The 18123-nt window shown below is 44.4% G+C and carries 20 protein-coding genes, 1 tRNA gene and 2 rRNA genes; 16 read left to right on the top strand and 7 right to left on the bottom strand.

What is annotated here, in order from left to right; translation table 11 throughout:
• Positions 1-12: 12 nt before the first annotated feature.
• The 12 genes from rrf (WOA13_RS00005) to WOA13_RS00060 all read left to right on the top strand — a co-directional run bounded on the left by rrf (WOA13_RS00005) (position 13) and on the right by WOA13_RS00060 (position 9172).
• Positions 13-134, top strand: a 5S ribosomal RNA gene (gene rrf, locus WOA13_RS00005).
• Positions 135-341: 207 nt separating this feature from the next.
• Positions 342-413: transfer RNA gene (locus WOA13_RS00010), tRNA-Cys, on the top strand.
• A 24-nt stretch (positions 414-437) separates the two neighbouring features.
• Positions 438-559: ribosomal RNA gene (gene rrf, locus WOA13_RS00015) — 5S ribosomal RNA — on the top strand.
• 230 nt (positions 560-789) lie between these two features.
• Positions 790-1830 carry a permease gene (locus WOA13_RS00020; protein ID WP_342125962.1) on the top strand — a complete coding sequence of 347 codons (1041 nt, stop codon included), beginning with the start codon at positions 790-792 and terminating at the stop codon, positions 1828-1830.
• 57 nt (positions 1831-1887) lie between these two features.
• A complete protein-coding gene (gene arsB, locus WOA13_RS00025) occupies positions 1888-2934 on the top strand; it encodes an ACR3 family arsenite efflux transporter (protein ID WP_342125963.1) in 1047 nt (348 codons plus the stop codon).
• 1 nt (position 2935) lies between these two features.
• Positions 2936-3625 carry a metallophosphoesterase family protein gene (locus WOA13_RS00030; protein WP_342125964.1) on the top strand — a complete coding sequence of 230 codons (690 nt, stop codon included), beginning with the start codon at positions 2936-2938 and terminating at the stop codon, positions 3623-3625.
• Positions 3626-3681: 56 nt separating this feature from the next.
• Positions 3682-3915: a thioredoxin family protein gene (locus WOA13_RS00035; RefSeq protein WP_342125965.1), complete on the top strand. Its 234-nt coding sequence runs from the start codon at positions 3682-3684 to the stop codon at positions 3913-3915.
• 15 nt (positions 3916-3930) lie between these two features.
• Positions 3931-4311, top strand: coding sequence for a putative zinc-binding protein (locus tag WOA13_RS00040; RefSeq protein WP_342125966.1), 381 nt, complete (start codon positions 3931-3933; stop codon positions 4309-4311).
• A 92-nt stretch (positions 4312-4403) separates the two neighbouring features.
• Entirely contained in the window at positions 4404-5855 is a 1452-nt protein-coding gene (tgtA, locus tag WOA13_RS00045) for a tRNA guanosine(15) transglycosylase TgtA (RefSeq protein ID WP_342125967.1), read from the top strand.
• Between the two features lie 53 nt (positions 5856-5908).
• The gene (locus WOA13_RS00050; protein WP_342125968.1) at positions 5909-6847 is read left to right on the top strand and encodes a UbiA prenyltransferase family protein; all 939 of its coding nucleotides are present in this window, start codon (positions 5909-5911) and stop codon (positions 6845-6847) included.
• Positions 6848-6864: 17 nt separating this feature from the next.
• Positions 6865-8022 carry an NAD(P)/FAD-dependent oxidoreductase gene (locus tag WOA13_RS00055; RefSeq protein ID WP_342125969.1) on the top strand — a complete coding sequence of 386 codons (1158 nt, stop codon included), beginning with the start codon at positions 6865-6867 and terminating at the stop codon, positions 8020-8022.
• 4 nt (positions 8023-8026) lie between these two features.
• The gene (locus WOA13_RS00060; RefSeq protein WP_342125970.1) at positions 8027-9172 is read left to right on the top strand and encodes a radical SAM/SPASM domain-containing protein; all 1146 of its coding nucleotides are present in this window, start codon (positions 8027-8029) and stop codon (positions 9170-9172) included.
• A 141-nt stretch (positions 9173-9313) separates the two neighbouring features.
• Here the strand turns inward: WOA13_RS00060 and WOA13_RS00065 are convergent, their stop codons facing one another.
• The 3 genes from WOA13_RS00065 to serB all read right to left on the bottom strand — a co-directional run bounded on the left by WOA13_RS00065 (position 9314) and on the right by serB (position 11643).
• Positions 9314-9817 (bottom strand): hypothetical protein, encoded by a 504-nt coding sequence (locus WOA13_RS00065; protein ID WP_342125971.1) that lies wholly within the window; start codon positions 9815-9817, stop codon positions 9314-9316.
• A gap of 276 nt (positions 9818-10093) precedes the next feature.
• Positions 10094-10954 (bottom strand): coiled-coil protein, encoded by an 861-nt coding sequence (locus tag WOA13_RS00070; RefSeq protein ID WP_342125972.1) that lies wholly within the window; start codon positions 10952-10954, stop codon positions 10094-10096.
• A gap of 71 nt (positions 10955-11025) precedes the next feature.
• On the bottom strand, positions 11026-11643 hold the full coding sequence (gene serB, locus WOA13_RS00075) for a phosphoserine phosphatase SerB (protein WP_342125973.1): 618 nt from the start codon (positions 11641-11643) through the stop codon (positions 11026-11028).
• A 395-nt stretch (positions 11644-12038) separates the two neighbouring features.
• Here serB and WOA13_RS00080 point away from each other — a divergent pair, with 395 nt between their 5' ends.
• Entirely contained in the window at positions 12039-12869 is an 831-nt protein-coding gene (locus WOA13_RS00080) for a F420-dependent methylenetetrahydromethanopterin dehydrogenase (RefSeq protein ID WP_048205576.1), read from the top strand.
• A 34-nt stretch (positions 12870-12903) separates the two neighbouring features.
• A complete protein-coding gene (locus WOA13_RS00085; protein WP_342125974.1) occupies positions 12904-13122 on the top strand; it encodes a hypothetical protein in 219 nt (72 codons plus the stop codon).
• A gap of 141 nt (positions 13123-13263) precedes the next feature.
• Here the strand turns inward: WOA13_RS00085 and WOA13_RS00090 are convergent, their stop codons facing one another.
• The gene (locus tag WOA13_RS00090; protein ID WP_342125975.1) at positions 13264-13857 is read right to left on the bottom strand and encodes a pyruvate kinase alpha/beta domain-containing protein; all 594 of its coding nucleotides are present in this window, start codon (positions 13855-13857) and stop codon (positions 13264-13266) included.
• A 184-nt stretch (positions 13858-14041) separates the two neighbouring features.
• Between WOA13_RS00090 and WOA13_RS00095 the strand changes: the two genes are divergently transcribed.
• Together WOA13_RS00095 and WOA13_RS00100 are read left to right on the top strand one after the other, a co-directional pair.
• Positions 14042-14791: a proteasome assembly chaperone family protein gene (locus tag WOA13_RS00095; RefSeq protein ID WP_342125976.1), complete on the top strand. Its 750-nt coding sequence runs from the start codon at positions 14042-14044 to the stop codon at positions 14789-14791.
• 5 nt (positions 14792-14796) lie between these two features.
• Entirely contained in the window at positions 14797-15186 is a 390-nt protein-coding gene (locus WOA13_RS00100) for a DUF473 domain-containing protein (protein WP_342125977.1), read from the top strand.
• A 93-nt stretch (positions 15187-15279) separates the two neighbouring features.
• Here the strand turns inward: WOA13_RS00100 and WOA13_RS00105 are convergent, their stop codons facing one another.
• The 3 genes from WOA13_RS00105 to WOA13_RS00115 all read right to left on the bottom strand — a co-directional run bounded on the left by WOA13_RS00105 (position 15280) and on the right by WOA13_RS00115 (position 18011).
• Positions 15280-15906, bottom strand: coding sequence for a DUF169 domain-containing protein (locus WOA13_RS00105; protein WP_342125978.1), 627 nt, complete (start codon positions 15904-15906; stop codon positions 15280-15282).
• Positions 15907-15927: 21 nt separating this feature from the next.
• A complete protein-coding gene (gene sepS / locus WOA13_RS00110; RefSeq protein ID WP_342125979.1) occupies positions 15928-17547 on the bottom strand; it encodes an O-phosphoserine--tRNA ligase in 1620 nt (539 codons plus the stop codon).
• Positions 17548-17735: 188 nt separating this feature from the next.
• Positions 17736-18011 (bottom strand): stationary phase-response protein, encoded by a 276-nt coding sequence (locus WOA13_RS00115; protein ID WP_048205569.1) that lies wholly within the window; start codon positions 18009-18011, stop codon positions 17736-17738.
• Positions 18012-18123: the final 112 nt, after the last annotated feature.

Consider the following 18123-nt stretch of genomic DNA (forward strand, 5'->3'; position numbering starts at 1 on the left):
ATTAGAGATGAGTATGGCGGCCATAGTGGCAGGGCCACTCCTGTTCCCATTCCGAACACAGAAGATAAGCCTGCCCACGTTGTTTACTGTACTGAGGTACGAGAGTCCTTGGGAAATCTACATCGCTGCTATACTCACTCTTTACCTTAACTTTTCTTTGATTTGCTACAACCCATGAGTTGTGACTTAATGTTTTCCTGGTATTCAACAGTCCTCCTGAGCTCTGCTTAAAGTAAACCGTGCAGAAGTTTTGCTGTGGTCAAAACAATACGATCACTAGCCTTCATTGTCGCAATGTAAAAGCTTATATGCCTGTATTGCCTACTAGGATTCGTTCAAATGCCAAGGTGGCGGAGCGGCTACGCAATCGCCTGCAGAGCGATTCCATTCCGGTTCGAATCCGGACCTTGGCTTTCATCCATTAACATGAGTAAGAGTACGGCGGCCATAGCGGCAGGGCCACTCCTGTTCCCATTCCGAACACAGAAGATAAGCCTGCCCACGTTGTTTACTGTACTGAGGTACGAGAGTCCTTGGGAAATCTACATCGCTGCTGTGCTCACTCTATTATCCTTTTCCTTTACTTGATCTACACTCACCTAGCTTTGAGTTTGTCTTTTTTTTAAGAATCTCTGATATGTAACCATACATGATCGCACTTTTCTATATCCCGCGCTCTAATCTGGGTGTGGATCTTGGTGTATATTCTGAATGTAGAATCTGTTCTCATTAATTCAATAATTATTGAAATAGCTAAGTTTATATAGTATTTCAACATTATTTGAAATCATGTCAACTGATTACTTCATATTTCTTATGAATGCTGGACTGCAATCGGTCCAGGAATATCTTGCACTTCATGTATTGCTGTGTTTGGTACCTGCATTCTTCCTTGCAGGTGCAATAGCTTCATTGTTCTCAAAGGAATCTGTGTTGAAGTTCTTTGGAGCAGATGCACCAAAGTATGTCTCATACTCGGTAGCTGCAGCATCCGGATGTCTTCTTGCGGTTTGCAGCTGTACCGTTCTACCGCTGTTTGCAGGTATCTATAAAAGAGGTGCAGGGATCGGACCTGCAACAACATTCCTCTTCTCCGCACCTGCCATAAACATACTTGCGATCGTCTACACTGCTAAGATCCTTGGATATGACCTTGGTGTGGCAAGAGCTGTCGTTGCAGTTTCACTATCTATTGTAGTCGGTCTGACCATGGCTGCAATATTTGAAAGAGGCAAGGTCGAGAGAAAGAAGATCGCTACTTTCGGTGAAGATAAGCACAGGAACAGCGCTTACCTGTTCATCCTGTTACTGGGAATCCTTGTTGTCCCGGAAATATTTGGTTCATGGTTGTTGATGCTGTCCATACTCATTCCATTGATAGCCATCACTGTGTACTTCTCGTTCAAATGGTTCACACGTGAGGAACTTTCTGACTGGATGGGTGAGACATGGTTCCTTGTAAAACAGATCACACCTTTGCTCCTGATCGGTGTGTTCTTTGCAGGTATCATTGTGGAGGTACTTCCTTCAGAATATGTTGCCAGGTTCGTAGGTGGTGACTCGGTCTCATCTTACCTGATAGCAGCGACCTCAGCAGCCTTAATGTACTTTTCAACACTTACCGAGGTTCCTATTATCAGTGCTCTCACAGTTCTTGGTATGGGAAGAGGTCCTGCTCTCTCAATGTTACTGGCAGGTCCTGCACTGAGTCTACCGAACATGATCGTAATCAGCAGGATCATGGGCGCTAAAAGAGGTGCTTCCTACATAATGCTGGTAGTTGTAATTGCTACACTGGCAGGACTTGGATTTGGTTATCTTATTGGCTGAGTTATTTAAAAAAATCTGAATCTCTAATATAACAAAAAAATAAAATATTGGGATAATATGGCTGAAGAAAACAAACTGGGGTTTTTTGAGAAATACCTGACCGTATGGATCTTTGCATGCATAGTCATTGGTATTGCTCTTGGCAAGCTTTTCCCACAGATAGCCGGGACACTGGATTCGATGCAGGTATATGAGGTTTCGATTCCTATTGCTATCTGTCTTTTCTTTATGATCTATCCGATCATGGTCCAGATAGATTTCAAACAGGTAGTAAAAGCAGGGAAGACCCCTAAGCCTGTACTTACGACACTGGTCATCAACTGGGTTGTAAAACCCTTTACCATGCTCTTCTTTGCATGGCTGTTCATGGCAAATATATTTGCTCCTTATCTCACAGAGCTCCAGGTATCACAATATATAGCCGGGATGATCCTTCTTGGAGTTGCTCCCTGTACTGCAATGGTGCTTGTATGGGGATATCTTGCCAAAGGTAATCAGGGTCATACTCTGGTAATGGTTGCGATCAATTCCCTTGTCATGCTTTTCCTTTACGCTCCACTTGCAAGAATTCTGCTTGGAATAAGTGATATCGTAGTTCCCTGGGAAACAATACTACTTTCTGTAAGTATGTATGTGGGTGTACCTCTTGTTGCCGGATATTTCTCACGTAACTATCTGCTGGAAAACAAAGGTAAGGACTGGTTTGAGAACCGTTTTTCCCCTGTCATGCACAATATTGCTATAACTGCACTGCTGGTTACACTGGTCGCCCTGTTCTCGCTTCAGGGAGATATTATCCTTGACATGCCTCTTGTGATCGCGATGATTGCAGTACCTCTTCTTGTGCAGGTGTTCTTTATATTCTTCCTTGGATATGGTATTGCAAAGGTCATTGGAATATCCTATGAAGATGCAGCACCAACAGCTCTGATCGGTGCATCTAATCACTTCGAGGTGGCAATAGCAGTGGCTGCAATGCTGTTCGGTATCAATTCAGGTGCAGCTCTTGCAACAGTTGTCGGAGTTCTTATAGAAGTTCCTGTGATGCTCGGGCTTGTGTGCATATGCCTGAGGACAAAGCAGTTTTTCAAACGGGAGGCTTAAGATGAAGTTACTGATAATATCAGACATTCATGGGAACAAAGCTGCTCTTGATGCCGTACTTTCCGTACCCCATGATGAAGTGATCTGTCTTGGTGATCTTGTGGACTACGGTCCTGATCCGGCAGAATGCATCGAGCTCATAAAAAATGAGCATATCCCTGTGATCAAGGGTAATCACGACAATGCTGTGGCTTCAAGAGTTGACTGTGGATGTGGTTACAAGTACAAGCACCTTTCAACAGCTACCAGGGAATATACGTGGGACCAACTTGATGATTCTCACATGGAATTCCTCAGAGGTCTGACGATGTATATTGAAAAAGACCTTGCTGGTAAAAAGATGTATTTTGCCCACGGTAGTCCAAGATCAATGTACGAATATATCAAGCCCGATACTCCTGAAGATGAAGTTCTTGAGATGATCAAAGGTGTGGAAGCAGACTTCATAGTCGTTGGTCATTCCCACATGCCTTTTGTCAGGCATGTTGGGGATGTTACAATAATAAATCCGGGGTCTGTTGGACAGCCCAGGGATGGAGATATACGTGCAAGTTGTGCTGTTTTCGACACGGATGATTATTCTGTAGAAATGATCAGGTGTGAGTATGATTTGGAATCGGTGTGCCAGCGGATACGGGGGAGCATGCCCCATGCTGATGAACTTATTGAGATTCTGAAAAGAGGTTTCTGATAAAAACAAAAAGCTTAAATCAGTTATATTATTCAAAAATATTAAGAGGTGTCTAAATGAAAATAGAAGTACTAGGTTCAGGTTGCGCCAAATGCAACAAGGTAAAAGAGATCGTGGAAAAGGTAGTAAAAGAAGCAGGCATTGATGCCGAGATCGTAAAGGTTGAGGACATCGACAAGATACTTGACTATGGTGTAATGGTCACGCCGGGGCTTGTGATCGATGGCGATGTCAAGATCGCAGGTAAGATCCCTTCCGAAGATAAAGTTAAGGAATGGCTGACCCAGTAACTGAGGGATGTCTCAATGGCAGACGAAATAAAATGTGCTTGTGATTCCACCAACGTGGCATTGTTCTCATGCTCCGGCGCTTCCAACGTCGGGCAGCTTTCCAATCAGCTTGCGATCGAACTAACTGAAAAAGGAGTTGGTAAGATGATGTGTGCTGTAGGCATCGGAGGTCAGGTCCCCGGTCTTCTCAGATCTGCAGAGGGCTGTGATCGTGTAATAGCTATTGATGGCTGTCCTCTCAACTGTACAAAGAAGACCCTTGAACTTGCAGGAATTGGAATTGATCGTCACATTCTGATAACCGATCTTGGAATAAAGAAAAACAAGGATCTGAGAATTAAGGGGTCGGAAATTTCTGATGTACTTGAGAAGGTCTCAGATATTCTGGCAAATTAACTATGCATATCGTTTTTTGCAGGCATTGTCTTTATTTTGTGTGCTGGTCATGAAATACAAATATATAATATCAGCCAATATCTAATGCTCAAATGTCATCGATATTCGAGATTACCCAAAAAGACGCTGCAGGACGTATCGGGAAACTGAAAACACCTCATGGTGTTGTGGAAACTCCTACAGTCATGCCTGTAATAAACCCGAACCTTCAGGCCATCAAACCTTCCGAGATGAGAAGCTTTGGTGCCCAGATGCTTATTACAAATTCATATATCATATCACGCAAGGAAGAGCTTCGCGAAAAGGCAATGACGGAAGGCCTTCACGCACTTCTTGATTTTGACGGTCCCATCATGACAGATTCCGGTTCATTCCAGCTTTCTGTCTATGGTGATATAGAAGTGACCAATGAGCAGATAATCGAGTTCCAGAAGACCATCGGTTCCGACATAGGTGTGCCACTGGATATACCCACTCCACCGGATGTTCCACGCAGTCGAGCGGAATCTGAATTAGAAACAACCCTTGAGCGCCTGATCGAAGCACGAGGGATGGTAAATGACGAGATGCTTCTGGCAGGTCCGGTACAGGGTTCTACATATCCTGACCTGCGCCAGAAGGCTGCAGAGTCTCTCCGGGAACACAAGTTCGATGTATATCCTCTTGGTGCAGTGGTTCCATTGATGGAGACCTACAGGTATGCTGATCTTGTGGATGTGATCGTATCATCAAAGAAGGGCTTGGACCCGACCGTGCCTGTACACCTGTTCGGTGCCGGACACCCGATGATGTTCGCACTTGCAGTAGCACTTGGCTGCGATCTGTTCGATTCTGCTGCTTATGCATTATATGCCAAGGACAGGCGTTACATTACTGCTAACGGTACATATCATATTGATAACCTGAGCTATCTCCCATGTTCCTGCCCGATATGCGTATCCCATACGGCAGAAGAGATGAAGAAAGCTGATAATTGCAAAGAGCTTCTTGCAAGACACAATCTCTATGTTACATTTGAGGAAATGCGCCTTGTCAAGCAGTCCATCAAGGAAGGCAATCTCCTGGAACTTGTGGAGCAGAGGTGCCGCACTCACCCGAGGATGCTGGAAGCCCTTAAAAGGATGTATTCCTATTCCGACTGGATAGAGGAACATGATCCTGCATCAAAGTCCACATTCTTCTATTGTGGTCCTGAGTCTGCACAGAGGCCGGAAGTGCTTCGCTTTTCCAATAAACTTGACCGTTTCACAATAAAAGGTTCAGCCATCATCAGGCCGGCTTCAAAGAAAGAGTTCAAGAATTACGATAACGACCTTGTATTCAAGGCTCCATTTGGTGCATTTCCTGCTGAGCTTATTGAAGTATATCCTTTCAATGCAGAAGTTATCAGCACACCGGATGTGGAATCTCTCGGGAAGGCTCTTGAGAACACGATTGCTCTTATTGAGCTAAACCCTGATGCAAAGTTCACATTTATCAAGGAAGAAGGACTTGAACATCCACTGTTCGAAAAGCTTGGAAAGATCGCAGAGATCAAAGAGTGAACTATACTTTTTATGAGTATAAATATTGAAGAAATCATCCAATGGTGATTCATTTGGTATCAACAACAGGATCAAAGACACGCAACCCCTACTTAGAATTGCTAAGGCCGGAGATCGCGGATATGGATTTTGCTCTCCCGGCAGCAAGTGCCCTGCTGGCATCCTATCTGGCAACATCCGGATTCCCTCCGCTTATTCCATTCATTATTGCTGTTATCGGTGGGTATGCCGCGATCACAAGTTCTTATGTGTATAACGATTGCTGCGATGTGGACATTGATCAGATCAATCTCCCTGACAGGCCACTTGCTTCAGCGCAGGTCTCCCAGAAACAGGGACTTACATATGCATTTATTCTGTTCTTAATTGCAGGAGCTGCGGCATTCTACCTGAATCCGGAATCGTTTCTGGTTCTTGTTGTTGCTGTTCTGACTATCAGCATCTACTCCAAAATGGCAAAAAGGCTAACATTCCTGAGCTTTGTTCCAGTTGGTATTGCATACGGTCTCGTTCCTGTGGGCATCTGGCTTGCGTTCGATCCTGCCGGAATACTCAGGGGTAGCGATGGTGTGATCCTTCCATTGCCAGGAATCTTCTTTTTCATAATGATGTGCGTGGCCGATTGGGGTTTCACCCTTTCGGGAGTATCCAGGGATGTAGAGGGCGACCGTGCAAAAGGTGCTCCGACCTTCCCTGTGACATTCGGAGTCCCGGCGACCTCTAAGTTCGTTTTCTCCTGCTGGCTCGTAGGTGTTCTTTCATCCTTTGCCATTGGAATTACTGCAGGCCTTGGTCCTATATTCTTCACAGGAGCAATTCTTTCAGGTTTCTGGATGCTGTCACAGGCATTCGACTTTGTGAAAAACCCTCTTCCTGAGCGTGGTGGCAGACTTTTCCTGCAGGGTTCGAGGTACAGGGGATTCATGTTCGGTTCCCTGATAGTTGATGTAGTGCTTTCTATATTGTTCACATCTTATGCAGGTATCCTGTGATGTTCGAGGTTTTTCAAATGGATGCAGATATTATTGTAATAGGTGCTTCCCCTGCAGGCCTTATGGCAGCGAGGAATGCTTCCCGAAAAGGTGCAAAGGTACTGGTGATAGACAAAAAAGAGATAATAGGCCATCCTACCCATCCTGCGAATACTTTCTTCAAGGGCATGTTTGACAGGTCCAATGAACCTGTTGACCAGAGCTATGTGATTAAGAACATGAGGGGAGCTTACCTGATCGCTCCGTCCGGTGGCAGGGTTGCTATTGAGAGTCCTGCGTATTTCCTTGATCGTTTGAAGTTCGATGAGTTCTATGCAAAGCAGACCATGGATGCCGGCGCAGAGATTCGCATGGGTGTTGAGGTTACCAGTATTTTCAGGAGCAAGGGTGTCATGAACATCAGCACACCAGGTGGAGTTCTTACATGTTCCCTTGTGATCGTGTCCGATGGTATTAATTCTAAGATCGCCAGTCTGCTAGGGCTTGAACCGATGAAGCATCCCAATGATATTGCATGGGCAATGGAAGCTTTCGTAGAGGCAGATGGCATCGGTGAGCCTGATATGTTCGAATATTATGTTGGGAACCATTGTCCCGGATGGAAATCCACCTATTCCCCATGTGGTGGGAACCTTGCAACCCTCGGGGTTTACGTAAGGCGTCATGGAAAGGATGTATCGCCTTTCTTTGAGAAATGGGTCGAGAACTTCAAGAAACTAAAAGGTATTGATGACCTTGAGGTCCTTGAAAGGTCGGTTGGCGGAGATCCCATTGTGACCATTCCCAAACAGATGCTTGCCGATGGTGTGATGCTGGTGGGAGGTGCTGCAGGTCAGTCAGGTATAGGGTACAGTATGCATGCCGGCCAGATGTGTGGTGATGTGGCAGCAGATGCAGTTGCAAAAGGAGATGTTTCTGCAAGGTTCCTTTCAGAGTACCGTAAGAGATGGAACACCGAGTACCGGGCAGAATATGTGCTTGGCCGAATAGGCCTGGAAACATTGCGCAAGATGAAGGACAATGAAATAGATGATCTTATGAAGACCTTTGAAGGAGAAGACTTTACGTTCCTATCAGGTACATCTCTCCACAGGTCAATGCAGCTAGGCCTTTTCATGATGAAAAAGAATCCTAAGTCCCTTCTGGCTTACAGGGCCTTATTAAGAAAGAAGTGATCTTATGGTAGATAGCAAAAGGTATTATTTTTACAAAAATCCATTTTTCAAGGTATTTGCCACGGTTGAAGATGGCCTTGTCAGGATGCATACTTCCGGAGTTGCATCACGTGCCATTAAACCTCTTACTTCTGAGATGATGGACCTTTTTGAAGGGCAAAGGCCGGCATTGGTAAAGGAAGACGAATTGATCTTTTCCACATGGATGCCACCTATACCCAGCAAGGCCTTTGACCGCCTTGTTTCAAGCCAGATGGGGTACATACGTGGAAAGATGGTTCCCGAACAGGTCACAATTTCAATAACCGAGGATTGCCCTAACAACTGCATTCACTGTGCTCTTCCTGATACCAAAAACAAGGCATCTTTGCCTGCAGGTGATGTAAAAAGTGTAATTGACCAGGTCATTGACATGGGTTCCACTTTCATAGTCTTTGATGGCGGTGAACCTCTTGTCTATGAAGGACTTGAAGATCTGATCAGCTATGTCGATGGCGACCGTGCTATTGCCGGCATGTTCACTTCAGGTGTGGGGCTTACAAAAGAGCGTGCACTTTCTCTGAAGAAAGCCGGTCTAGATATGTTGAGCGTGAGCCTTGACAGCCCCAACGAAAAGGGTCATGATACCATGCGTGGCCGTGCAGGTGTTTTCAATGAAGCTATTGCTGCTATTCAGAATGCAATGGATGTGGGGTTGCTCGTGAACATCTATGTGGTCATATCTCCAAGGAACATCGACCAGCTCGATGATTTCTACAGTCTGGCTACAGATCTCGGTGTCCATGAGATCTCTTTCTTTGAGATAGTACCTACCGGACGCTGGATGAACCGTCTGGATGAGATGATGAGTGCTGAAGATCACAGGAAGTTCGATGAGTTCGTAAAGCGCACTGAGGATATGGATGGTCCGAAAGTTTTTGCCATTCCTCATGTATTGAAGAAAATGGGATGTTTTGCCGGAAGAAAATGGCTTCATATTACTCCCGAAGGTGACATTTTCCCCTGTTCATGCCTTCCTTTATCCTTTGGAAATATCCATAAGAACAGAATTTCCGATGTCTGGAAGAAGATCCGCAAGGATTCAACCTACAAAGGTGGCACCTGCCTCATGAGAGATTCGGATTTCAGGAAGTTGCATAACTTTGACTAAATATATCTTTTAAAGACATTTTGTCATTTTAACTTAGAAATAGTGGTGATGAGTCATTTTTTCTGACTTATCGCTTTTTGATTGATTGATTGATTGATTGAATCTATATGCAATTGCTATAAAAAACCAAAAGAGTTAGGTTTAGTTCAAGCCTAAAGCCTTATCAAAATATTTCCGGGATTCTTCCGGATCGGCTTCATAGCTCATATATGCCAAAAGCATAAAGATATCCTTTATATCAATTATCATATTGCCGTAGCTGTTTTCTGTTCCGGTGAATGTCTTACTTTGTTCCTCCAACAATTCAACATTGCTAAGTAATGATGCATACAATTCCACAGCTTCTTGCTCCTCCATTTGTCCAACATCAACAATATGGATAAACAATGATTTCTTCTGTTCTGCAAGAGCCTTTGCAATTTCCACACCCTTTTCACAAGGGGCAATTGCTATCTTGTCAGAATGATCTTTGTTCTGGATCCATAGTGGGAACATGTCCATCGAGACGCCGTTTTTCTCCTTCACATTTTTGCACTTCTCACATCCTTCCGGACATTTAAAAAAGTCCAAAAGTTTCATTAGATCTTCGTTATATTCTCGAAATTCGTTCTCAACAGTCATCTTTTCCACCTTTATGATCTTCATATGTTCATTTTAACAATCAGTATCCACATTCATGTTTATTCAGCATTCCAATAAAGAATTGTGTTCCATTCCTTTCCATCTTAAAAATTTTCTTACTTTTTATAGGTCACTTGATCGATTTCCATTTATATTCTGAAACAAATGGTGATTACTATCAGTAATTAGTTATTAAAAAACAGTATTCAAAAAGGATGGATCTGATGGATCCTATGAATATTAGAATAAATTGAGGGTGTAGCAACACCCTCGAAGTTGTCAAAATTTTCGATTTTTCGATTAAAGCAGACCGGATTTCTGAAGGACCATGAGGTTCTCGGTGGTGAGTTTTTCACCGGACTTGAACTTGTCAAAGATGTCCTCTGCATCCTTTCTAACATCTTCCATGGATGCGACCTTCTTTCCACCAGTGTCTTCGCCCTTCTTGATCTTGCGAACTTCTTTATCGATGTCCCTGATCTCTTTCTGTGCTGCGATGAACAACTTGTGCTGCTCGTCAGCCTTTTCCTGGAACTCGACAAACTGCTTGTGTGCAGCATCAGATTCTGCACGCATCTTGTCAGCTTCCTTGAATGTGGAGATCATCTTGTCATGATATTCCTGAGCTTTCTGTGCATACTCGGAAAGGACATTGTGGAATGTGGACGCCTCGTCGCGGATCTCCTGTGCTTCTGTTAACAGGTTCTTGAGCTCTGTGTTGCTCTCGAGCTGATCCTTCTTGATCACATAGAGTTTACGGAGCTCTGTGATCTTGTTGACAAGTTCCTTCTCCTTGCTTGGGGAAAGTACTTCTGTCTGCTGTGTGAATTCAAGACGGTCAATATCTTTTCTGATATCCTTGATGGATGGACCTGTAAGGTTATTTGCGGTACGTAATGCATCGACCTTTGCAAATACTTCGTTAGCCTTGGCGTTGATCTCGTCACGCTTTGCCTTGTTCTCTTTGACCTGCTCATTGTTCTCATCACGGAGCTTCTTGTATTCCTGTGCTTCGTTGATGAGTTCTTTTGTGCGCTTGTTAAGTTCATTGCGCTTTGCAGCCAGAGTACTTGCTTCGGCGTTTAATCCATTTCTTTTCTCTTTCGCTTCTTCAGATGCAGCTTTTAATTCCTGCCTTTTGGTGTTCAGTTCTTTCAACATGTTCTATATATCCTCCCTCTCCAGCAAAAAAGCTGGCATTTCATGCATTTCTAATGCACGATACGAGGACTTTAATCCAGATCAAGCGAATCTATGATCGGAATTATTGCCCTGAGGTCTTTTTGAGTAATAACCTCATCTGCATATTGGCGCAGAATTGGTTTTGGATTAAATGCAATTGCACATCCTGCGTTTTTAAAGAGACAAATATCGTTGGCACCATCGCCAACAACGATACAATCTGTGGTGTTGAATCCCATCTCCTTTGTGATCTTCTCAAAGACCACTTCTTTGGAGTTGTTACCTGTCATCGGGCCACTGACCTCGCCTGTTAGATGTCCATCTTCTACAGCAAGTATGTTCGAGTAAACATAGTCGATGCCAAGGAGCTTTCCAACCCTGTCGGTTGAAAGTGTGAAGCCTCCTGAAAGCATTGCTGTTTTGAATCCCAGGTTTTTAACATGTTTAACAAGTTCTTCCGCACCGGGCATGAGCTTCATAGCATTCATAGCTTCCTTTGCAGTTTCCAGCTTTAATCCTTTTAAAAGTTTGACCCTGTCCTTCAAGGCCTGATTGTAGTCGATATCGCCATTCATTGCCTTTTCTGTAACAACAGAAACTTTGTCAACAACGCCGGCAGCACGTGCAAGTTCATCAATGCTTTCTGCATCGACGAGTGTACTGTCCATATCAAAAACGATCAGTTTAGAATATCTTTTCTTAGAAATATTATTGCTGGAATTCACTTGACCATACCTGAAACTTTAAAACACTGATTACAATCAGTAATAACTGGATGTACTGAGATGGAACTACAATTCCCCACATTACTTTTAAGCTTTACGGGTAGAATATGGCTTCGGAGAACAGATCGTTAATCCAAATACTAACACATAGGATGGAATATGAATTTCACATGTAGGATATAAGTGTTACTGTTTTGTTCTGTCTTTACAAAATAATCGCCTATTGCCTCTAATAATATGTGTGGACAATTCTTCTAAGCTCTTTATGTAACTCGTTATACATATGGATAATCACAAATATTATATCCTAAACCGTAGTTGCAGTAATGTGATCTACTATGGCAAAAATAGGATTTATTAAGTTAGGTAATCTTGGTATGAGTCAGGTCATTGACCTTGTACAGGACGAGATCGCAGCAAGAGAAGGTATCAGTGTACGTGTATTCGGAACTGGTCCTAAGATGGGTAAGGGCGAAGCTGCAGAAACAGAACAGCTCAAGGAATGGGACGCTGACTTCTATGTTATGATCAGCCCTAACTCCAGTGCACCAGGCCCAACAGCTGCACGTGAGCTTTACAAGGATGTACCATGCATCGTAATTTCCGATGGTCCAACCAAGAAAGACGACAGACAGGCACTTCAGGATGCAGGCTTCGGTTACATCATCATGACCGTAGACCCACTCATCGGTGCAAAGACCGAGTTCCTTGATGCTGTAGAGATGGCTTCCTTCAACTCTGACGCAATGAAGGTCCTCTCAACCTGTGGTGTTGTCAGAATGATCCAGGAAGAGCTTGATGCAGTTGCTGCACAGGTCGACGAAGGCAAGTCCGGAAAGGACCTCGAGCTTCCACACATTCTCGCAAAGCCAGAGAAGTGCATCGAGCGTGCAGGTTTCAACAACCCATACGCAAAGGCAAAGGCACTTGCAGCACTCCACATGGCTGACAAGGTCGCACAGATCAACTTCCCAGCATGCTTCATGATGAAGGAGATCGAGCAGGTTGCACTCACAACCGCAACCGGTCACGAAATGATGCGCGCAGCAGCACAGCTCGCAGTCGACGCACGTGAGATCGAGAAAGCAAACGACTCTGTCTTCAGGCAGCCACACTCCAAGAAAGGCGTCCAGATGACAAAGACCGCATTGTACGAAAAGCCACAGTAAGTGTCTTTTCGACACTTATTCTTTTTTTAATTACATGGATACTTTAACCGTAATCGGCATTGCTATTATTGCCTTTGTTCTCATTGTAGGGTTTACCGCAATGAACCTTAAAGCAGCTTCAAGTTTCCAAAAAGAAGCATCCGGATCTTCTGTTTCTTCTCAGGATAATGCTCGGATCAAGGGCGATGATGGTGAAAACAAAGCTGATGAAGACAAAGTAGAAGATGAGTCCGAAAATGAAAATAAAAAGTGATGCTGAGATCGGGAACTGAATAAGTCCTGAAAGTAGTATCAATGTAAAAAAAGATTTGAAAAGGGCTGGCATCTTAAAGATGCCCGGATTGAAATTCGTTTTATTTTTGATTTGTCTGTGACTGGTCAGTTCTTATTTTATTCACTTTGGCTCTTCCTTTGCGCGTGGCATTGCAAGGATCTCGCGAACCTGCATGTTGAAGAAGTTCTGTGAATGTGCCGGTCTTACAACAAGTGCTACATCAGCACCCTGACGTGTTCCGCCGATTGCGATTATTTCTGTATCCTGTGAGACAGGTATATGGCCGGAATCTGCAGCCATCATTACGACCTCCAGGGCGACCTTGAAACCTTTTCCAAAGACTGCACGGAGTGTGTCTGAGATCACATCCGTACGGCTTGCACCGCCCAGTCTCTTTTGGATCGCACGCTCCACTCCTGAGAACATGTGTGATTGTGTGGTGACCACTACGCCCATTTCCTGAAGTTTCTTCATGTTGTCTTCATTCATCTCCCACTTGCCATCCTCACGAAGTCCGTACTGGTGGCTTATGGCAACGATCTTCACATCCTTGCCCTTGACCGCTTCTGCCATCTTCAGGGCTGTATATCCTTCTGTACTTGAAAGTACGATGTATTTGATCCCCAGTTCTTCTGCTCTTTCAGCAGCCACTTTCACAATAGCATCGGTGTTCTCTTTGCCGACATCATCGAAATATAGTATAGGTCTTTCCATGATAATTCCTCTCTTTCTTTGGAGTCATTTTGTCATCATCGGTCTTATGTATATCGTTCTTATGCAAGCATTTCTCCGAACTAAGACGATGTTCTTATCTATGAGAATTTACAATTATATAATAAGTGTAAAGTACATGAACTGAAGCAGTGATGGGGTATATTTTTACAGAGGGTGATTTTTTTTGTCAGAAACAGACGACTATGATGCGATCGATGTAGAGATCATAACAAAACCTATCCGGTCAAAGGAACCGATACTTATCGAAGGTTTTCCGGGAATTGGACTTGTAGGTAACATTGCCAGCCAGCAGATCATCGAGGAGCTGGATATGGATTATATAGGTTCCATCGAATCCAGGTATTTCCCTCCTATAGCAGTTCTTTATGAGGGTCTTGTCAATATGCCTGTGAGGATCTATGAGAGTGAGGAGCATAACATTGTGATGGTGGTATCTGATATCCCTATCAATCCATCTGTATCCTATGATGTCAGCAAGGCCCTGGTTGGCTGGGCAAAGTCTGTAGGGGTAAAGGAAGTTATCTCTATTGCAGGTATTGCCACAATGGGAGAGGACAACAAGGTCTTTGGTGCAGCTACAACTGAAGAAATGCTGGAAAGGATCAAAGAGAAGGTCGAGATCTTCCAGATGGGTACTATCTCCGGTATTTCCGGTAGCGTAATGGCAGAATGTTTCATGCATAATCTGCCTGCTATAAGCCTGCTGGGTGCTACCAAGACCCAGAATCCTGATCCAAGGGCAGCAGCAGTTGTCGTAGATGTTCTTAATTCCATGTATGGATTTACGATCGATACACAGGACCTCATTGAACAGGCCGAGAAGATCGAAGTTGAGATGCAGAAGCTTGCTGAGGACGTTCGCACAACCGAGCAGACAACAACTCCAAGAAAAGAGTTCCCAATGTACGGGTGATAAAAATGGAATACGTGGCACTTACGGGTATATCGGATCTGGTAATGTCTGAGCTGAAGAACCATCAGTTGCGCACGATCGAGATACGTACACCTCAGAACTTTTTCACAGCTTTAAATGTGGATGCAGGGGACACTGTATTTCTTACCCATACTTCCATACATGACCTGACACGTGGCACCACCGGCCTGATTGCAAAGGTGATAAAACATCAGTTATCCACGCATAGGACAATAACCGGGAATGACATGTTCTTTGAGGAACATGAGACCATGATGATCCGCCTTCAGCTACAGACCAAAGGCATTGCCCGCATAAGCAATGTACTTTCAAGCGAGGTCGGGAAAGAGACTCGTGTTGTGGCTGAGGACATGTGCTTCTATGAGGCACGTTGACCTGAGGTCAAAACATTCTTAAAAATATCCGGGAAAAGAAGATCTAACAAAAAAGGAAAACCCGGGATTCATTGGGTTCTGATCGTTCTTTGATCAGTTCCTGGTTTCGGGGATGTTCTTCAATCCCTTCTCTATTTTTTCTGCTTTATCAAAGCGTATACCTATGGGTATCTCATCATCGCTATACTCGCTGTGTTTGCGGGAACCTTTACAGCCATAGGTCAGTGCGATCCCTTTCTCATCTGCAAGAGCTGTGCAGTCTCCGCATATTGAGGCCGCACCAAAAGTATCGATACTTACACGTTCTCCATCGTTATATGCCATTGCCTGAACGATCCTCATAGCCTTCTCAGGCCTCAGGTATAGTATCATCACATCAAAAGTGCCGTTGTTCTTTGATAAGGGTTCTATCCTTATGCGATCGTATTCCCTGCTGACCCTTGGAAGATTGGCTGCAGCGTTGGCAGCAGTTTCCTTGTCGATATAACGGCCCGACTTAAGATAATAACTGTCAGGCCTGTCCTCTGATTCCCTAAGAACGAATTTACCGGGAGGGCAACGCTGGGAAGAGGCAAGAAATACCTCTCCATCACGTGCTTTTGTGATCAGTTCACAGTACAGGAGTTCGTAATCATCTCCTTTTTCTGCGTTTTCTCCTTTTTCAAAGGTGACGCAGACCGGTTCACCTTTGTCCATGATTTTTGCGATCTCTGTGAACATGATCTCTCTTATAATGTATTTTTACTCGATCTCTGCCCTGACGGTCGTGAAGACTGGTCCGCGGATATCGATCTTCTTGTTCTTGCCGGTAATGTATCTCTGGGCAAGCGGGTCGAGCTTGATGTTGACCTCGGAAGGTACCTTTACTATCCTGATACGGGTCTCTGTAGAGCTCTCACCGTTCTCAACAGCCTCTTCGATCTCTCTGGCTGCCTGTGCGGCAAATGCATCAAGGAAACGTACTCCTGTCCTTGCGGAGTGGTTCTCGAAAGCCTTCTTCCATTTCTTGTTGTTTGGAAGTCCCAGTATGTCGTTCTCATAGACAACTACTTCATTGAATGTTGCAGGTCCGCAGAGCTTTGTTTCCTCTTCAGGCTCCACTACGGATACCTTCACCTTCTTTCCACCGATCTCTCCTTCCCATGCAGCAAACTCGCATGGGCTTGGTTCTGATGAGTGGAGTTCGCACTGTTCAACGATGCTGTCCATGATCTCCTGACCCTCTGCGGTCTCCGGCAGTTTGTCCACATAGATCATTGTTGCCAGCTCCCCGTCCTTCAGGTTCCATTCGGAGTACTGTGGGATCTGCGGATATGTCATGGCACGCAGGTCAGTTGAGTCGTGCAGTATCATTGCAAGCCTTTCCACACCAAGTCCGAGGTTCATGACCGGGTATGGGATCTCATACTCTGAAAGTGCGGTTGGTGAGTAGATCCCAAAGGTTGCGATCTCTATCCAGCCATCGGAGTATTTTGTATTTGAGCCTACGAGTTTGGGATGGTATGCGAATACTTCGATCTGTGTGTCAGGCACGTAGTATTTGCTTCTCTTCTCATCAGGCCTGAAAAGGAACTTCTCGAAACCAAACTGTGAGAGAAGGCCCTGTGCAACTGCTTTACCATGGTCTACTGTTACATCCTCGTCCATGATGACACATGAAGCGGTGTAGTAGGTCATGAGCCTTGAAGCATCTTCCTGCTGTTCTCTCCTGAATGCACGGTCAATTGAGAAGAAGTGGAATGGTGGTCTTGCACGTTCCAGTATGCCCGCAAGGGAAAGGAACCAGCCTGAGGTCATGTGACTTCTGAGTGTCTTCTTTGTGGCCTGTGGTATGAGTTCCTTGAACTCCGGGAAGACCTGGTCGATCATTTCCACCACAAGCGCATCTGATACATCGAGCTTATGTGAGATCTCCGGGACAAGGTCATCTCCTTCTACCTCTCCTTTCTTGTATGAGTGAAGGACCTTCCTTATGATCTCGATTCCCTCATCATCAATTCCTCCGAGCATCTCTTTTATCTTCGCGATGCGCTGGTCAGATATGCCGACATTTGGTCTTGGCAATCCTGCCAGGTAGAAACAGCGGTCAAGGACTGCAAGTGCCTCATGGCCGAACTGCTTGTGAACTTCACGCTCATCCACGATCAGTGGATTCATCATCTCGTCAAAACCCATGCGCAGGTAGGCTTCCCTGAGCTTTGAGATCGTGTCGTATACCGGGTGTGCTTTTCCGAAATTGAAAGATGTGTGTGGGTACTGCTGGTTAATGCCAGACCTGTGTACAAGGTCCTTTCCACTCTTCCACGCAGCATCAAAATCTTCCTTTGTTGCTTTCCTTATGGCTTCAGGATCGAATTTCATGGTAAAATCTCTTTTTAATTTATGATAATGATCGTAGCTAGTAATCGTAATTTCATGCATAAAAAGTTATCAATAGGTATTATACTTACGTTCGGAAAAAAAGCATGTAAGCTAGGGGCATGAAATAAAAGGATAAGGTAGGCCTGAAGTGTCAGACCGTTTTTCCACAGATTATGATGTGGCTTGTTTTATTCATCTACTGGAATTGTTTCAAGCTGGCTTGCAACATTCCAGATAAGGGTTCTTGTGTGCAACGGGATGTTTGGGTCGTTGCTTATGTCCTCCAGTATGGAAATACTGGATGATGTTCTAAGGAAAAGTGGCTCTGCTTCGTTGTTCAATGTTGCAAGGATGTCATTTGCTGAACGTCTGATATTCCTTGGAACTGAATTATCGTTTGCGATGTGTTCTAGCACTTGTGTACATTGCTTAATGACGTCTTCAGGTTCGCTGGCTCCTAACATTTGGATCACCTTAATAATGGTTTAATGATATAGAATAAGAATCAATATTGCAGTACCCCTAACAATTATATCCTATAAAAAGACTTTCATTCATGGAGTATGCTAAAAGGTG

The sequence above is a fragment of the Methanococcoides sp. LMO-2 genome (assembly GCF_038432375.1).
GTDB lineage: Archaea > Halobacteriota > Methanosarcinia > Methanosarcinales > Methanosarcinaceae > Methanococcoides > Methanococcoides cohabitans.